The following is a 13,637-nucleotide window of genomic DNA, read 5'->3' as shown; positions in this document are numbered from 1 at the left end:
GTGAAACGGGTATGAATCACCCGAAAATCGCCGAAGCGTTCGGGCAAATCCCGCCACGGCATGCCGGCCCGATACCGATACAGCACCGCTTCCACAAACAACCGATTGTCCTTGGCCGTTACCCCGACGTGGCCTTCTTGGTCCGGCAGTAAATCCTTGATTCGTTCCCACTGGTCGTCTCGCAATCCGTATCGTCTGGCCATCTTCCGCTGTGCTTGCTCGCAGTTGGAGAGAACAGAAGTATGACAAAGGGGATTAATTGATGACAGGCCCTAATGCCCTTCTTGCTTAGCAGATTGGTAAAAACGTCGGCATCGGCTTTCGTTTTAAATCCGAGACTTCGATCCGCTGGAATCGGCGTCGCCAAGCGCTCGCGAATGCGCTGATCGATTTCTTGCACGTCTTTTTCGCTGGTCCATTCGTACCACAGTACGCCGGTTTCATCTTTCGCGAACCAGATCTTATGTTTTTGCAACTCCGCTTCGAGCGCCTGCTGGTGTGCGCGGGAGCTGGGCTTGGTGCTCGACACCGGGATCCCGTTGGGCGACGACAGAATTTTTGCCGCCGGTGCGGATGCTTCTTCCGGCGGGAATAATTTGTTCTTTGTCGCCATGAACTCAGTTTGATCTTGGCGGGAAACACAGATGGCCTCGCCGTCGGTGGAAGTCTCCATCCGATATTTAATTCCCTTCGCCTCCAGCGCTTTACGCAAGACGCTCATGCGGGCGGCGTCATCGGAATCGCAGCTAATAGCGGTTTCTGCAGCGGCAATGGACGGAACGACAAATAGAGCGGCTAACAAAAGTATTTTTTTGGGCATCGTTTTATGCTCTTGGTGATCCCACGCTATCTGCAGGCCCGATCTCATTATGCAGTTAGAGCAAGTTAATGATTTGAACCACAAACAACCGCGTTTCGTACATTCTTGTTGCGATCGATACTTTGGTCAACTGTGCCAACGGTCACGAGAATTTGATTAACGCGAATCGAGGAAGAACAACGTCGGCACCTCACCGCGTGCCTGTTTATCCGGGTCGAGCGCGCCCGCTTCCTTGAGAAACGACTTGGCTTTGTTCAGATCGTCCACTTTAAACAGAAAGAAAATTTCGCGCGGATTGTCGGCGTTACTCCATACCTGTTGAAAATGAAGACCGGCCTGCAGGTGCCCTTGCCGGTGCGATTCCATCATTTTCTTCCAACCCTCGACATCGTCGAGCACGTGCCTGCCCAGCAAGTAACCCATAAATACCTCTTGCTCGAATGACACTTAACTTAAGCAAAAGCCGAAGCCTATCCGCCGATACTCCCTCTACCCTTGCGGGATAGGGACGGGGAGAGGGGTGATATCACGTTGCTAATGGCTCCCCCTCTCCCTGTCCCTCTCCCGCAAGGGGAGAGGGAACGCTGCGGTTATGACGGTGAAATTTCTTAAGTCAGTGCCATTGCTCTCTTGCTCTATTCACTTGCCGTATTTTACCGGTAAGCACCGATAAAAATGACCTGTCCGGACAATGGCCATTATTGCGTGGTCGATCAAAGAGTCACAACAAAGGCGGCGATGACCGATACTTGCCACTGGTATCACCCGAGCGTCACTGCGCTCGACATCACCGGGTAAAATTTGAGATAGACGAATGACGTTGAGTCTATTCGGAGACACCGAGCAAAACTCGGCCGTACGCGAGGCACTGTGTCCGGGTGCGGTCGTGCTGCGCAACTTTGCTGTGCGCGACGACGACACCATCTTCACTGCGCTGCGCCGCCTCGCCGAGCACGCGCCGTTTCGGCATATGGTTACACCCGGCGGCTTTCGGATGTCGGTGGCGATGACGAACTGCGGCGCCTGGGGCTGGGTGACGGACCGCCGCGGTTACCGCTACGACGCGTTAGATCCGGAAAACGGCAAACCCTGGCCGGCGATGCCGGCGGTGTTTCTACAGCTGGCACGCGATGCCGCGGCCAGCGCCGGCTTCGCGCAATTCGAGCCGGACGCCTGTCTTATTAATAGATACGAGCCCGGCGCGCGAATGTCGCTGCATCAAGACAAGAACGAGCGCGACTTCAACGCCCCCATCGTTTCGGTATCGCTTGGCCTTCCGGCCGTGTTTCTGTTCGGCGGTTTCCAACGAAACGACCGGCCGTTACGCGTGCCACTGACACACGGCGATGTGGTCGTGTGGGGCGGATCGGCGCGGCTGCGTTACCACGGCGTAATGCCGCTCAAAGCGGGACATCACCCACTGACCGGCGGGTATCGCATTAATCTTACCTTTCGCAAAGCGGCTTAACGTCACACCGCTCTCGTGCTGGCCGGCGAACGATTAGGCGCTCAAATCTTCGCCGACACCGGAGGAACGCACGGCGACGTCGGCGGACGCTAATATCCGATAAGCATTGACGATCGCATCCGCCAGCGTCGGCATGGACGTTGTACGAATGAGCGTCACAATCTGCACGTGCGCATCCGCGCTATCCGTTTGTAACAAGCGATCGATCTGTCGATGTAAACCAGTTTGCTCGATGAAATACCGATAAACGTAACCGTGTCGCCTATACAGACTTCCGTATAGATTGAAAGCGCATCGCGCTTCTGTGACCCTCCTTCCAATGTAAACAACTGCGCCGATTGCCCAGAGACCATCTCAGTGAGTTAGATGTCTTGTCGAATAGTTAATAAAACTACTGCAGACAAAGGAAGTGGCATGAAATACCTAGCTCGTACGCTAACGTCTTGCGTGACGGTCGCCTTAGCGTTAGTCGCCCTATTTTCGACGGTACCGGTTTTCGCCCGTGATAATCCAAATCCCGTCGATTGGAGAGTCTACGAGATGTACAGTGCCCACAGTGTCCCGGTACCCCTGAGGTATGGACAGCACGACTACCGCGACGAGCGAGGAGAAGAGGCGGGATTCGGCTTCCGCCATATTCAGGATGCCCACGAAGGCGTCATTCCTAGCCGTGCCGAAGTTCTTGAGACGCTAAACGGCGATTGCGAACCTGATGGGCTATTCGAGGGTAAGATCATCTGCGATTCCGGGTATTTGCTCATCGCTTACCAGCCTAACCCCGATTCGCGGTCCGGCGACGCGCCCCTTCCTCTCGGCATCGTTACTATGTTCTACCATCTCGGCGGCTGTGAAGACCTATTGATGTTGCGCACTCGCGCTGCCGCAAACTCCCCCACGGCTGCAAACTGCAATATACCGCCGCCATCCGCCGACGCGGGGCCCGACGTCGCCGGCGACGAAGGTGCAGCCATCGTAGTGGATGGTTCGGTGTCGAGCGAGATAGGCCCACCTGCCGTCGATTGGTCATATGCCGCAGGTAACGACGTTCCCGCAGGTGCCACTTGCAACATCGCGGATCCCCACGCAGTGGCGACCACCATCACTTGCTCGGATCGTGGCACGTACACCATCACCTTATCGGCTAATGACGGCATCAACCCCATCGTTCAAGACAGCGCCATTGTGACGGTACGTAACGCCCCACCGAAACTTCGCATCGATTCGCCGACGAGTTGGCAAGCTTTCGAAGCGCGGACAACCGTATCGCTATTGGCGCCTTTTTCCGATGCGAGTGGACATGATGTTCATACCTGCGACATCGACTGGGACGATGGCCTGACGCATCGATTCGCCCAAGAGGCGTCGTGCAACGACAATCACAGCTACGAAAACGCCGGAATGTACACCGTTCGCATTCGCGTTACCGATGTCGCCGGCGGCACCGACATGAAGGAAGTCTTGGTCGTCGTCTACGATCCGGCCGCAGGCATGGCTAAAGGCAACGGTTGGCTCGATCCGGCGCGGCTGGTCGATTTCAATTTCTTAAGCCACTACCCCGGTAACCATACGACCGCTCCTCAGGGAAAAGTACGGTTCTTCGACGATCAACATCAGATTCGATTGCTCGCGCAGGACACGCTGGAGTGGTTGGTTATCACGCCAAACCGGCGGTTAGCGATCAAGGGCAAGGGAGAGCTGGCGCCAGATAGAACGGTCAGCTTCGTGCTATATGGCTACGATCTGAGCGCAAACGGTAAAGGGCAAACCCCGCCAGACCAATTGCGAATGGTCATTTGGGATGACGCGACCGGAACGACGCCGGATAAAGCGCAGATAATCTACGATAGCAATGCAGGCGCGCCGTTCGATATCGATCTGGCGAATCCGGTCCCAATCGAAGCTGGGAAAATTCAAGTTATCGCGCCGCACGCGCAGTAAAGACGGCGCGGGCGATATCAGCTTTCGTCAAACAAGTAGCGTTGGGCGGCGACACGTTCTAGAAGCGCGCCCGCGCGCAGGCTATCGATTGGGTTCGACGAATCTTTGTCGATGATTTCGGCTAATCTCGACCAGTCGCTCGCGACCGCTCACCAAATTAGCGACGTGAATCATCTAAGGCCGAAATATCGCATCTGGAATTTCTCTCTCGCTGAGAACGCGATAGCCCGAAACGTCCTTACCCAACCGCTTCAACTCGTCGACGGCCCGCTCAAAACCCCCACGAGCCGAGCGTTCGTAATGCTGAAGGGCGCGCACCTTATCGGCGGGCTCAAAGTTCCCGTCCGGCCCTTCGGCAAAGTGCGAATAGTGCCACCCGAGCCAATAGTTCGCCTCGACATCCCCTTGAGCCGCGGCTTTTTCCAAGAGGGCGATGGCGCGAACGCGATCGATCGGGTTTTCGGAGTTGGCGCGAATGATGTGGGCTAGTCTTACCTGCGCAATAGGATCTCCGCGGGCCGCGGCTTCTTCGTAGAGCGCCCGGAATTCGCCGCCGGCCTCTTTCGCGGAGAGATCGTTGCTTTCGACCATCCACGCGAGCGCCGTCGTGGCCTTGGCGCTGCCGGCGTTGCGACCGAGGCGCAACTGCTCGATGGCCTTCTTGTCCATGCCCAGCGAATACGATAGGCGGCCGATATAGAAATGCAGATCCGGGTCCTTGTTGCCCTTCAGCAACGATTCACAGGCGTTGATTCGACGAAACAATTGGTCGCTGGGGCCGATACCGTCTGGCGACGGTTTATTAGGATCGGGCGGAATCGATCGGCACAAGGCCCAGCGCTTGTCGGACGGGGTGTCGGCGTTGGAAATGCAGGCGGCGATCAGGATCAACAAGCCGAACACGCCGACGCCGGCCGTCACTAGTCTCTGAGGTAACATGGTTTACGGCGCCACGGCGGCGGCACGTTCCCGGGCCAGCCAATGGTCGCATTGCTTAGCGAAGTACACATAGGGCTTTTCGTGGAGCAATTTATTGCGAATATTCGTCAGCAGCTGGATCGATTCCTGACAAACTGCTTGCAACTTGTTACCCGAATCCTCGGTGAGGCGGCGGTTTACCCGGTGCCGGGTAATTGAATCGTATATCATCCGCAAATCGTCTTCGACTCGTTGTGTCGATTGATTCTTCGCTACTCGAGACTTCTTTTGTGTCGCGAGTTCATCTTCTTTTGCTTTCTGAGTACGCTTTAGTGCATCGATTTGTCGATCGATACTAATCATGGCTCTGGTTTCAATGGTATCGGTAACGTTACCGGCCTCACGCAACTTCTCGATAAGCTCGTCGATCTTCTTTGCCTCGCTGGGCGCATAGATACGCACGCAGGTGGAATGGTAGTTCTGATCCGTGACGACTCCCAGCATGATCGCCGCTCTGGCCGTTTGAAAACGCGCGTCGTACTCGCTCACCGCTACCTCTAGAACAGCGATATCCTTCTTTACATCCTCCAGCGCCTGCGACCCGAGGGACAGATTTTCATCGATGGTTTTTCCAGCGTAGTCTTTTGCCTTTTCCTTCAGTTTGTCCTTCAGGAGGTCTTTGGCTTTTTCAAGCGCGATACTCAGCAGTGGCGACATATCACTTCTCCCTTTCTTTTAGCTGTTAACAATATAACGACAAAATGGGCGTTCTGGCCTGTCAGGCAGACGCTGCATGAAAGAATGCAGGCAAACAACTACCGATCTGACCGGAGGCTACCCGGTATAACGACGACGAAGGATGTGTGATCGGCGACGGATACGACACCAGAACGCTCCCTATTTCTTGGTACCGCTTTTCTTGATCGGGTGATTGGAGCAGAGCGAAAACGGGCGGTCAAGTTCGAGAAGTGCTGACTATATGTCTAGCAAGTTAAACGGGTCGCAACAGAATGGCACTTATTTAAGCAAAAGCCGAAGCCTATCCGCCGCCACTCCCTCTCCCCTTGCGGGAGAGGGAACGCTGCTCAATGGCACTACCTTAACGACTGTCGAGTAACCCGACGATCTCCTAACCCTCTCCCCCGTGCTTTTCGGGGGAGAGGGTTAGGGAGAGGGAATAGGTAAAACTGTCGATGTTTCATGCACCCCTCTCCCTCGCCCTCTCCCCGCAAGCGGGGAGAGGGGATATTTGCTTAAGGTAGTGCCATTGGGACCGCTGCTGTTATGGCGGTGAATCTATAATGCGCTGCATCAGTCCGCCCGCGCGCTGACACTCGCCGGATTCAGGTTATGTTCCTGTTTGGGCTTGGCGCTTGGCCGGAGCAATGCGACCGCGAGTACCGCCGCGGTCATGGCAAAGACGGCGCCGATCAAGAAAGCGATGTGATAACCGCCGGTAAGCGCCGCGAGTTGATAGGCGCCATCGGCGAGCAAATTGTGACTGCGAGAGGCAGCGACACTGGCGAGAATCGCGAGCCCGAGTGCGCCGCCCATCATGAACGACGTGTTGACGATACCCGAGGCCAGACCGGCTTCGGTCGGTGCGACGTCGCTCATGGCGGCGAGCAGCACCGGGTTGAGCGCCATACCGGCACCGAGGCCAAGCAACAGCATGCTTGGCAAAACGTCGACGACGAAAGTCCCGTCGACCGGTGCACAAGCGAACAGCGCCAGACCGAAGGCGACCAACAACATCCCCACCGCTATCGGCGCGCGGATACCGAAACGCATGACGAGCTTGGCGGAGAGACCGAGCGAGAATGCCGCCATAATTAAATTGGCCGGCAGAAATGCGAGACCGACTTGGAGCGGGCTGTAGCCGAGTACCAATTGCAGATAGAGCGCCGACAGAAAGAACCAGGCGAACATCGCCGCCGCCCATAGAACGCCGACGACGTTCGATATCGCTACGCGGCGCAGCCGGAACAGACCGAGCGGCATGAGCGGTGAACGAATGCGCGCTTCGATAGCAATGAAGAGCACCAACAACGCGGCAGCGACACCGAGCAGACCGAGCGTTTGCGTCGACGTCCAGCCGGCGTCGTTGCCGTTGACGATGGCGTAGACGGCGAGCAAGAGCGAACTGGTTATCGTAACGGCGCCGGCGACGTCGAGATGTCGCGCCAGCCCTTGTCCGCGACTTGCGGGCAACAAGATTCGGCATAGCACGAAGACGATGACACCGACCGGAATATTGACGAGAAAAATCCAATGCCAGTCGAGCGCGTTGGTCAGCAAACCGCCAAGCAACACGCCGATCGAGCCGCCACCGGCGGCGACGAAGCCGTACACCCCCATGGCCTTGGCGCGCTCAGCCGGCTCGGTGAATAACGTCATGATCAACGATAGCGCGACCGCCGATACCACCGCACCACCGAGTCCCTGAACGGCGCGGGCACCGACGAGAAAAACTTGCGAGCTCGCCAGGCCGCAGGCGGCCGAGGCTAACGTGAACAGCGTAAGGCCGATGAGGAATAACCGCCGCTGTCCGAAGAGATCGCCGAGGCGCCCACCGAGCAATAGAAAGCCGCCGAAGGTGAGCATGTACGCGTTCACGACCCAAGCGAGCGCCGCGTCGGAAAAGAGCAGATCCTCTTTGATCGACGGCAGTGCCACGTTCACGATGGTTGTGTCGAGCACGATCATCAGCGTACCGAGGCAAAGCACGATCATCGCTAGCCAACGGCGGTCGGGGTGGACCATGCGATAGGTTCTGTCGCTAGTCATGGAATGGTCTCTATCGATTTTTCAAAAAGAAAAAAATAAACAGGTCTCCTTGGCTTACGACACATCAACGTCCACCCTCCCGTACTATTTTTCGGCGACGACCTTCAAGTCGGCAAGGCCGGCGTCGAAGTCCTTACCGACCATTTTGTCCATACTACAAAAGATGCTCATCACCTTGGCCATGAACGGTTGCGGTCCGGACATCGTCCAGGTCACGTTCGTCGTGTCGCCCTGCGGTTCTATGGCGAATTCGGTCATGCTGTTCGCCTTGAACGGGCGGAAGAAATCGAGTTGGATGGCGATCTTCGACGGCGGCGTGGCAGCGGTAATCTCCATGCGTCCCTGACCGATCCGGCCGTTGCCGTCCCATTCATAGACCGCACCCTTGCCGGCGGGGGCGCCGCTGAACGTGCGCTTCATGCCCGGATCGATTTTTTCGTACGGCGACCACGCGCCCCACCGATGGAAATCGGTGATGAACGCGAAGATCTTATCCGGCGCCGCCTTGATGCGGGCCGAACGTTGGACGCTAAAAGAATCTGGTTTAGTCGCCGCGTAAATAAGAACGGCGGCGATCAGTACAACGATGACGATGGCAATGGTTTTAAACATGAGGTCCTCCCGTGTCGTTTGCAATCACAGTCACTGCTTTTGGCCGTCGGCAGCGATGGCTTCCATTTGAATCCGCAACGTCACATCCATCTTGAAGCCGTAGGGCTTGCCGGCGTCGAGTCCGAACTCGTCGCGCTTGAACGTGCCGCTGGCATCGGCGCCGCAAAGCTCACGCTTCAACATCGGGTGCGGAATGCACTTGAAGGAATTGATCTTCAAGACAACCGGCTTGGTGACACCATGCAGCGTTAATTCGCCATCGACGCGAGTAGGAACGCCCTTGGTAAAACCGGCGAGCTTGCCCTGGTAATGCGCCTCGGGATATTTGGCGGCGTCGAAGAATTCCGGGCCAACCGCCTTGCTGTGCATCTCTTCGTGGCCGAAGTCGACGCTGTCGATGTCGATGGCAACATCGACGGCGCCCTTACTCGCGGCCTTATCCAGTGTCAGCGTGCCGGTGGTCTTGTTGAATTTACCGCGCCACATCGAGATGCCCATGTGGTCGGCTTCGAAGCTCGGATAGGTGTGGTTCGGATCGATTTCGTAAGTCACCGGTGCGGCGGCGGCACCGGTGCCGGCCAGCACCAGCAGTGAAACGAATGGCAAAAATTTCGTCATCGAATTTTTCTTGAATAGCATGTCTATCCTTCCTGTGAATCGTTGAATCAATTACTTCGTCCCCATTTCCATCTCGCGGAACCGCTCGACCGCCGCGCTTGGGGCAAAGTCTTCCAGCTCGAAGAACCGGCGAACTTCGATCTCGGTGTCCAGTCCTTCGCCGCGCGGATTGGGAAAACGCTGGGCCCACTCTCGCGCCGCTTCTGGCGATTTCACGTTAATAATGGTGTAACCGGCGATGAGTTCCTTGGTTTCGGCGAACGGCCCGTCGACGACCGTGCGCTTGGCACCGGAATATTTGACGCGAAAACCCTGGGAGCTCGCCTGTAACCCGGAAGCATCGACGAGTACCCCGGCCTTTTGCAGTTCTTCGTGGTAGTTCGCCATGGCGGCGATCAACTTCTCTTCCGGCATGACGCCGGCTTCCGACTCTTGAGTTGCCTTAACGATAATCATGAATCGCATGGTCGTGTCTCCTCGTTGGGGTCGATACTACATTCTCTGACCGGACGTACCTCGATACTTCCCACCCGCGCCGGCGGAATCGTCGCCGCCACCTGAATGGCCTCGTTGAGATCTCTGGCTTCTATTAAATAAAAACCGGCAAGCTGCTCTTTCGTTTCGGCGAACGGTCCGTCGGTAATCGACACCTTGCCGTTTCGGACCCGGACCGTGGCGGCGGTACTGACGGGCTGAAGCGGCGCGGCGGCGATCATTTGCCCGCTCTTCTTGAGCGGTTCCGCGTTCGCGACGCACTCGCTATCGGATATGGCTTCCAGCTTCTTTTCTTCGCTGTAGATAAGGCACAGGTACTTCATCGTTATCTCCTAGGTGCGGTACAGCGGTCAGTAACAGGTAGTCGTTTGTCGGCGCATGAATTCGACAACGGTCGGCTCGCGCAACGCAAAATGTTAGGCGGCGGCCTGCTCACAGTTTCATGTCGTACTCCTATTAATAGAAGCCATCTTGGCTGCCTCATAGCGAGCGACCGTCGAACTGCGTTACCGGCACTGACGACAATTCGATGCCTTCAAGGCAGCGAATATTGATAGCGGCCGTACGATTACCCTTGGGATCGGTTCCTTCAGCGTACGGATGAATGCCGCAGGTAGGACAGAAGCGATGCTTGATGATGTGTTTGTTAAACAGGTAGGTGTTCGCATTCTCCTCCGGCGTCAGCAGGCGCAGCTTCTCGCGCGGGACAAACCAAAGTAGCGAGCCCTTGCATTGGCATATCGAACAGTTGCACGACATGGCACGATCGACGTTGCCTTCCACTTCGAATGCCACCTTTCCGCAGTGGCAGCTTCCTTTGTAGTTCATGCGTGGTCTCCTAGTAAGTTGTTAAGGCAAGTACGCGCGCCGGCATAGTCGTTATGGGTCTGACGCGAATGGCCCTTACTTAACTCGACTATGTTACTAAACTGACCTGCCCCGACCTTATTAGCAGGTTCCTTCCCCTTCAGGGGGAAGGACAGGATGGGGGTGGGTTGTGATCGCTACTGCAAAAAACCCACCCCCACCCCGGCCCTCCCCCTGAGGGGGAGGGAGTGTCGGCCGATATACTTCGGCTCTTGCTTAAGTAAGTGCCATTCGGGTCTGACGTCTAATGTGCGCTAGTTACAGCATCAAATCCGAGCGCGCGTGTTTGCGGATCATCCGCGACCGGCCGCAGCTCGACACAACCGAATCGGGCGCCCGGAATTTTCGCCGCTACATGAATGGCCTCGTCGAGATCCTTGGCCTCGATGAGGTAATAACCGCCGAACTGTTCCTTCGTCTCTGCAAACGGTCCGTCGGTAATCGTGACCTTGCCGTTGCGTACCCGCAGCGTGGTTGCGGTATCCACCGGCTTCAGCCGATTCGCGCCGATGAAGTGACCGCTCTGCTTGATGTTGCGGGTAAATTCGACGTACTCCTGAAAATGCGCTTTTGCGTCGGCCTCGGGCATTTGCTCCATCACGGTTTCGGCACAGATCAGGCATAAAAATTTCATGACATCTCCTTGCGCGTCGCTGCTTTGCTCTGCGCATCATTTCCAGGGGATCTTCCCGTGGGTGGCTGCCTATAGTCGATCGGCAGAACGTCAAATCGACAATGAACAAAATTAATTTTGCAGCTCGGCCAACCGCCGCTCGAGAAACCGCCGTTCGGGTTCCTGTTGCACGAGCGCCAGTGCCCGTTCGTAGGAGGTGCGGGCGTCGCTGTGCTTTCCGAGGCGCCGGCACAGATCGGCCCGCGCCGCGTGTGCTAGGTGGTAGTCCGCAAGCTCGCCGCGCGCCAGCAGCTCATCGACCAACAGCAGTCCTGCCAGCGGACCATCGCGCATCGCCACCGCCACGGCGCGATTCAGCTCGATCACCGGCGAAGCATCCGCACGCATGATCAGGTCGTAAATGCCGACGATTTGTGCCCAATCGGTAGCCGCCGCATTCGGCGCCTCGGCGTGCACCGCGGTGATCGCCGCTTGCAACGTGTACGGCCCGAAGCGGCGCGATATCAGCGCGCGCTCGACCAGCGCTGAGCCCTCGGCGATCGACGTTTGGTCCCAAAGCGAGCGGTCTTGGTTGTCCAACAAAATAATTTCGCCGGTCGGCGAGCTGCGGGCAGCACGACGCGATTCGTGCAGTAACATCAACGCCAACAACCCCAGCGCCTCGGGTTCCGGCAACAACTCGATGAGCAATCGCCCCAAACGAATCGCCTCGCCCGATAGATCGGGCCGCATCAACGACGCCCCCGACGACGCCGAGTAACCTTCGTTGAACACGAGATAGATGACACGCAGCACCGCATCGAGCCGATCCGGCAAGTCGGTCGCCGCCGGCACTTGATACGGAATGCGCGCATCGCGGATCTTGGTCTTGGCGCGCACGATTCGCTGCGCCAATGTCGGCGGCGTCGTCAGAAACGCACGCGCGATCTCTTCGGTCGTGAGCCCGCAGACTTCGCGCAACGTCAGTGCCACTTGCGCATCCGCCGACAACGCCGGATGGCAGCACGTAAAGATCAGCCGCAAACGGTCGTCTTCCATGCCCTCGTCGTCCGGCTCATCGGGGCTGGCGGCGACATCCAGTTCGTCGACCAACTCCACCAGCGACGCGTCGAAGCGCGCGCGCCGGCGGATTTTATCGATCGCCTTGAAGCGCCCGGTCGACACCAGCCACGCACGCGGGTTAGCCGGCACACCGTCGCGCTGCCATTGCTCGACCGCGGCGATGAATGCATCGTGCAACGCTTCCTCGGCAAGCTCGAAGCCGCCGAGCAGACGGATTAACGTCGCGAGCACGCGGCGTGACTCGGTGCGGTAGATGGCATCCACCACTTCGCGCACCTGGTCGGTGGCATGCACGTTCAAAGCAGAGCCTCGTTCAGTTATTACGCAATGCCATAATAATCCACCTGCCGTTCGTATGATCGGCACGGCTTTTTTACCAGACCAGGGGCAACAGGTGGCGACGCTTACTTCATCTGCTTTTGAGCGCGAGAACTGGAACAGCGGTAAACGGGGAAACAGCGAGATACCGCTAAGAGACGGTAACAAAATGAAAATACGGTGCCACGTTTCCCTCATCCCTACCCTTCTCCCGGGGGGAGAAGGGCTTAAAACCCCTCTCCCCCTGGGAGCGGGGTTGGGGTGCGGGAAACGGTTAGCTCGATGCTGGTTTCATTTTGTTACCGTCTTAAAAAAAACTGGGCGCCCACGACCGGACGCCCAGTAACTACCGTATTAAATCTACTTCTTCCGATTCATCACTTTACCGCCCATATCCTTACACTCGTCCTCGCCCATCGACGTCCAACCCTGCCCCTTGCACGAGTTCTGGCCTTTGCACGAGTTGTTGGCGGTCTTGCACTCGGAATGGCCCTTACACGAATTGACGCCTTCGCACATTACCTTTTCGCCAACGGCTTCTTTGGCAAACGCGGTCGTCGACAATGCAGCAGTGGCGAACAGGCCGGCAGCAGCGGTGGCAAGCGCAAAGCCGGTGAGTTTTCTGGCAGTTAACATGTGTTATCTCCTTCGGTGGTTGGTTGAAAAGTTTGAGGTGGATTAATTAGTACGCAATGAGACCATTAGCACCGGCAGGCAGGCCCGCGACTGTACCGACGCTGGACAATTTACCGTCGTGATCGACGCGGAAACCGCTGATGCTGCCGTTGCCGCTGTTACGCGAATACAAGAACCGACCGCCGCGCGTCAGCGCGAGATCTGTCGGCGCGGTACCGGCGCCAACATCGGCAGTACGGCCGTCGCTATCGAGCAGCGTTAATTGGCCGGTGCCGTCGACCGCGAAGCCGGTGATCGTTCCACTGCCGGTGTTCGAGGTATAGGAGAAGTGGCCCCACAAATTAAGACAACCCGATAAGTGAAGTTTCTGCTCCAATAACCGAGGCCGCAAGGCTTCATCATCATCCGGAGCACGAACAATGAGAAGACCCCGAAGAAACCACACCGCCGCCTTCAAAGCCAAG

18 protein-coding genes are annotated in these 13,637 nt (G+C 57.1%); 2 read left to right on the top strand and 16 right to left on the bottom strand.

Going from position 1 to position 13,637, the window contains the following annotated elements; all coding sequences use genetic code 11:
* The 3 genes from HY308_01860 to HY308_01850 all read right to left on the bottom strand — a co-directional run.
* A partial coding sequence (locus HY308_01860) for a transposase (protein ID MBI3897021.1) occupies positions 1-203 on the bottom strand: 203 nt, incomplete at its 3' end.
* Positions 119-820, bottom strand: coding sequence for a hypothetical protein (locus HY308_01855; protein MBI3897020.1), 702 nt, complete (start codon positions 818-820; stop codon positions 119-121). The genes HY308_01855 and HY308_01860, both read right to left, overlap by 85 nt.
* A 156-nt stretch (positions 821-976) precedes the next feature.
* Positions 977-1,243: a hypothetical protein gene (locus HY308_01850; GenBank protein MBI3897019.1), complete on the bottom strand. Its 267-nt coding sequence runs from the start codon at positions 1,241-1,243 to the stop codon at positions 977-979.
* A 391-nt stretch (positions 1,244-1,634) separates the two neighbouring features.
* Here HY308_01850 and alkB point away from each other — a divergent pair, with 391 nt between their 5' ends.
* Positions 1,635-2,288: a DNA oxidative demethylase AlkB gene (gene alkB, locus HY308_01845; GenBank protein MBI3897018.1), complete on the top strand. Its 654-nt coding sequence runs from the start codon at positions 1,635-1,637 to the stop codon at positions 2,286-2,288.
* A 33-nt stretch (positions 2,289-2,321) separates the two neighbouring features.
* Here alkB and HY308_01840 read toward each other — a convergent pair whose 3' ends face one another.
* The gene (locus HY308_01840) at positions 2,322-2,627 is read right to left on the bottom strand and encodes a hypothetical protein (protein MBI3897017.1); all 306 of its coding nucleotides are present in this window, start codon (positions 2,625-2,627) and stop codon (positions 2,322-2,324) included.
* Between the two features lie 75 nt (positions 2,628-2,702).
* Between HY308_01840 and HY308_01835 the strand changes: the two genes are divergently transcribed.
* Entirely contained in the window at positions 2,703-4,226 is a 1,524-nt protein-coding gene (locus HY308_01835; protein MBI3897016.1) for a hypothetical protein, read from the top strand.
* A 174-nt stretch (positions 4,227-4,400) separates the two neighbouring features.
* Here HY308_01835 and HY308_01830 read toward each other — a convergent pair whose 3' ends face one another.
* From HY308_01830 to HY308_01775, 12 genes are all read right to left on the bottom strand, one after another.
* A complete protein-coding gene (locus HY308_01830; GenBank protein MBI3897015.1) occupies positions 4,401-5,165 on the bottom strand; it encodes a sel1 repeat family protein in 765 nt (254 codons plus the stop codon).
* 3 nt (positions 5,166-5,168) lie between these two features.
* Positions 5,169-5,861, bottom strand: a complete 693-nt coding sequence (locus HY308_01825; GenBank protein MBI3897014.1) for a hypothetical protein — start codon at positions 5,859-5,861, stop codon at positions 5,169-5,171.
* A 594-nt stretch (positions 5,862-6,455) separates the two neighbouring features.
* Positions 6,456-7,907 (bottom strand): DHA2 family efflux MFS transporter permease subunit, encoded by a 1,452-nt coding sequence (locus HY308_01820; protein MBI3897013.1) that lies wholly within the window; start codon positions 7,905-7,907, stop codon positions 6,456-6,458.
* Between the two features lie 108 nt (positions 7,908-8,015).
* On the bottom strand, positions 8,016-8,543 hold the full coding sequence (locus HY308_01815) for an SRPBCC family protein (protein ID MBI3897012.1): 528 nt from the start codon (positions 8,541-8,543) through the stop codon (positions 8,016-8,018).
* Between the two features lie 30 nt (positions 8,544-8,573).
* Positions 8,574-9,161 (bottom strand): polyisoprenoid-binding protein, encoded by a 588-nt coding sequence (locus HY308_01810; GenBank protein MBI3897011.1) that lies wholly within the window; start codon positions 9,159-9,161, stop codon positions 8,574-8,576.
* A 51-nt stretch (positions 9,162-9,212) separates the two neighbouring features.
* A complete protein-coding gene (locus HY308_01805) occupies positions 9,213-9,626 on the bottom strand; it encodes a YciI family protein (protein ID MBI3897010.1) in 414 nt (137 codons plus the stop codon).
* Positions 9,614-9,979, bottom strand: a complete 366-nt coding sequence (locus HY308_01800; protein MBI3897009.1) for a YciI family protein — start codon at positions 9,977-9,979, stop codon at positions 9,614-9,616. The genes HY308_01805 and HY308_01800 overlap by 13 nt, the downstream gene beginning before the upstream one ends.
* 157 nt (positions 9,980-10,136) lie before the next feature.
* Complete coding sequence (locus HY308_01795) at positions 10,137-10,484, bottom strand: GFA family protein (protein ID MBI3897008.1); 348 nt, start codon at positions 10,482-10,484, stop codon at positions 10,137-10,139.
* Positions 10,485-10,767: 283 nt separating this feature from the next.
* Positions 10,768-11,157, bottom strand: coding sequence for a YciI family protein (locus HY308_01790; protein ID MBI3897007.1), 390 nt, complete (start codon positions 11,155-11,157; stop codon positions 10,768-10,770).
* A 111-nt stretch (positions 11,158-11,268) separates the two neighbouring features.
* Positions 11,269-12,735 (bottom strand): RNA polymerase sigma factor, encoded by a 1,467-nt coding sequence (locus HY308_01785; GenBank protein ID MBI3897006.1) that lies wholly within the window; start codon positions 12,733-12,735, stop codon positions 11,269-11,271.
* 162 nt (positions 12,736-12,897) lie between these two features.
* Positions 12,898-13,173, bottom strand: a complete 276-nt coding sequence (locus tag HY308_01780; protein MBI3897005.1) for a hypothetical protein — start codon at positions 13,171-13,173, stop codon at positions 12,898-12,900.
* 46 nt (positions 13,174-13,219) lie between these two features.
* Positions 13,220-13,549, bottom strand: coding sequence for a beta-propeller fold lactonase family protein (locus HY308_01775; protein MBI3897004.1), 330 nt, complete (start codon positions 13,547-13,549; stop codon positions 13,220-13,222).
* Positions 13,550-13,637: the final 88 nt, after the last annotated feature.

The sequence above is a fragment of the Gammaproteobacteria bacterium genome (genome assembly GCA_016199745.1).
Lineage (GTDB): Bacteria > Pseudomonadota > Gammaproteobacteria > Acidiferrobacterales > Sulfurifustaceae > JACQFZ01.
Note: the sequence above shows the minus strand (reverse complement) of the source record. Positions and strands in the feature narration are given on the sequence as shown.

Coding starts and splice junctions, on each gene's coding strand:
- HY308_01850 (MBI3897019.1), bottom strand. CDS start 1,243: ATGGGTTACTTGCTGGGCAGGCACGTGCTCGACGATGTCGAGGGTTGG.
- HY308_01835 (MBI3897016.1), top strand. CDS start 2,703: ATGAAATACCTAGCTCGTACGCTAACGTCTTGCGTGACGGTCGCCTTA.
- alkB (MBI3897018.1), top strand. CDS start 1,635: ATGACGTTGAGTCTATTCGGAGACACCGAGCAAAACTCGGCCGTACGC.
- HY308_01780 (MBI3897005.1), bottom strand. CDS start 13,173: ATGTTAACTGCCAGAAAACTCACCGGCTTTGCGCTTGCCACCGCTGCT.
- HY308_01855 (MBI3897020.1), bottom strand. CDS start 820: ATGCCCAAAAAAATACTTTTGTTAGCCGCTCTATTTGTCGTTCCGTCC.
- HY308_01820 (MBI3897013.1), bottom strand. CDS start 7,907: ATGGTCCACCCCGACCGCCGTTGGCTAGCGATGATCGTGCTTTGCCTC.
- HY308_01825 (MBI3897014.1), bottom strand. CDS start 5,861: ATGTCGCCACTGCTGAGTATCGCGCTTGAAAAAGCCAAAGACCTCCTG.
- HY308_01800 (MBI3897009.1), bottom strand. CDS start 9,979: ATGAAGTACCTGTGCCTTATCTACAGCGAAGAAAAGAAGCTGGAAGCC.
- HY308_01785 (MBI3897006.1), bottom strand. CDS start 12,735: ATGAGGGAAACGTGGCACCGTATTTTCATTTTGTTACCGTCTCTTAGC.
- HY308_01790 (MBI3897007.1), bottom strand. CDS start 11,157: ATGAAATTTTTATGCCTGATCTGTGCCGAAACCGTGATGGAGCAAATG.
- HY308_01795 (MBI3897008.1), bottom strand. CDS start 10,484: ATGAACTACAAAGGAAGCTGCCACTGCGGAAAGGTGGCATTCGAAGTG.
- HY308_01810 (MBI3897011.1), bottom strand. CDS start 9,161: ATGACGAAATTTTTGCCATTCGTTTCACTGCTGGTGCTGGCCGGCACC.
- HY308_01830 (MBI3897015.1), bottom strand. CDS start 5,165: ATGTTACCTCAGAGACTAGTGACGGCCGGCGTCGGCGTGTTCGGCTTG.
- HY308_01805 (MBI3897010.1), bottom strand. CDS start 9,626: ATGCGATTCATGATTATCGTTAAGGCAACTCAAGAGTCGGAAGCCGGC.
- HY308_01815 (MBI3897012.1), bottom strand. CDS start 8,543: ATGTTTAAAACCATTGCCATCGTCATCGTTGTACTGATCGCCGCCGTT.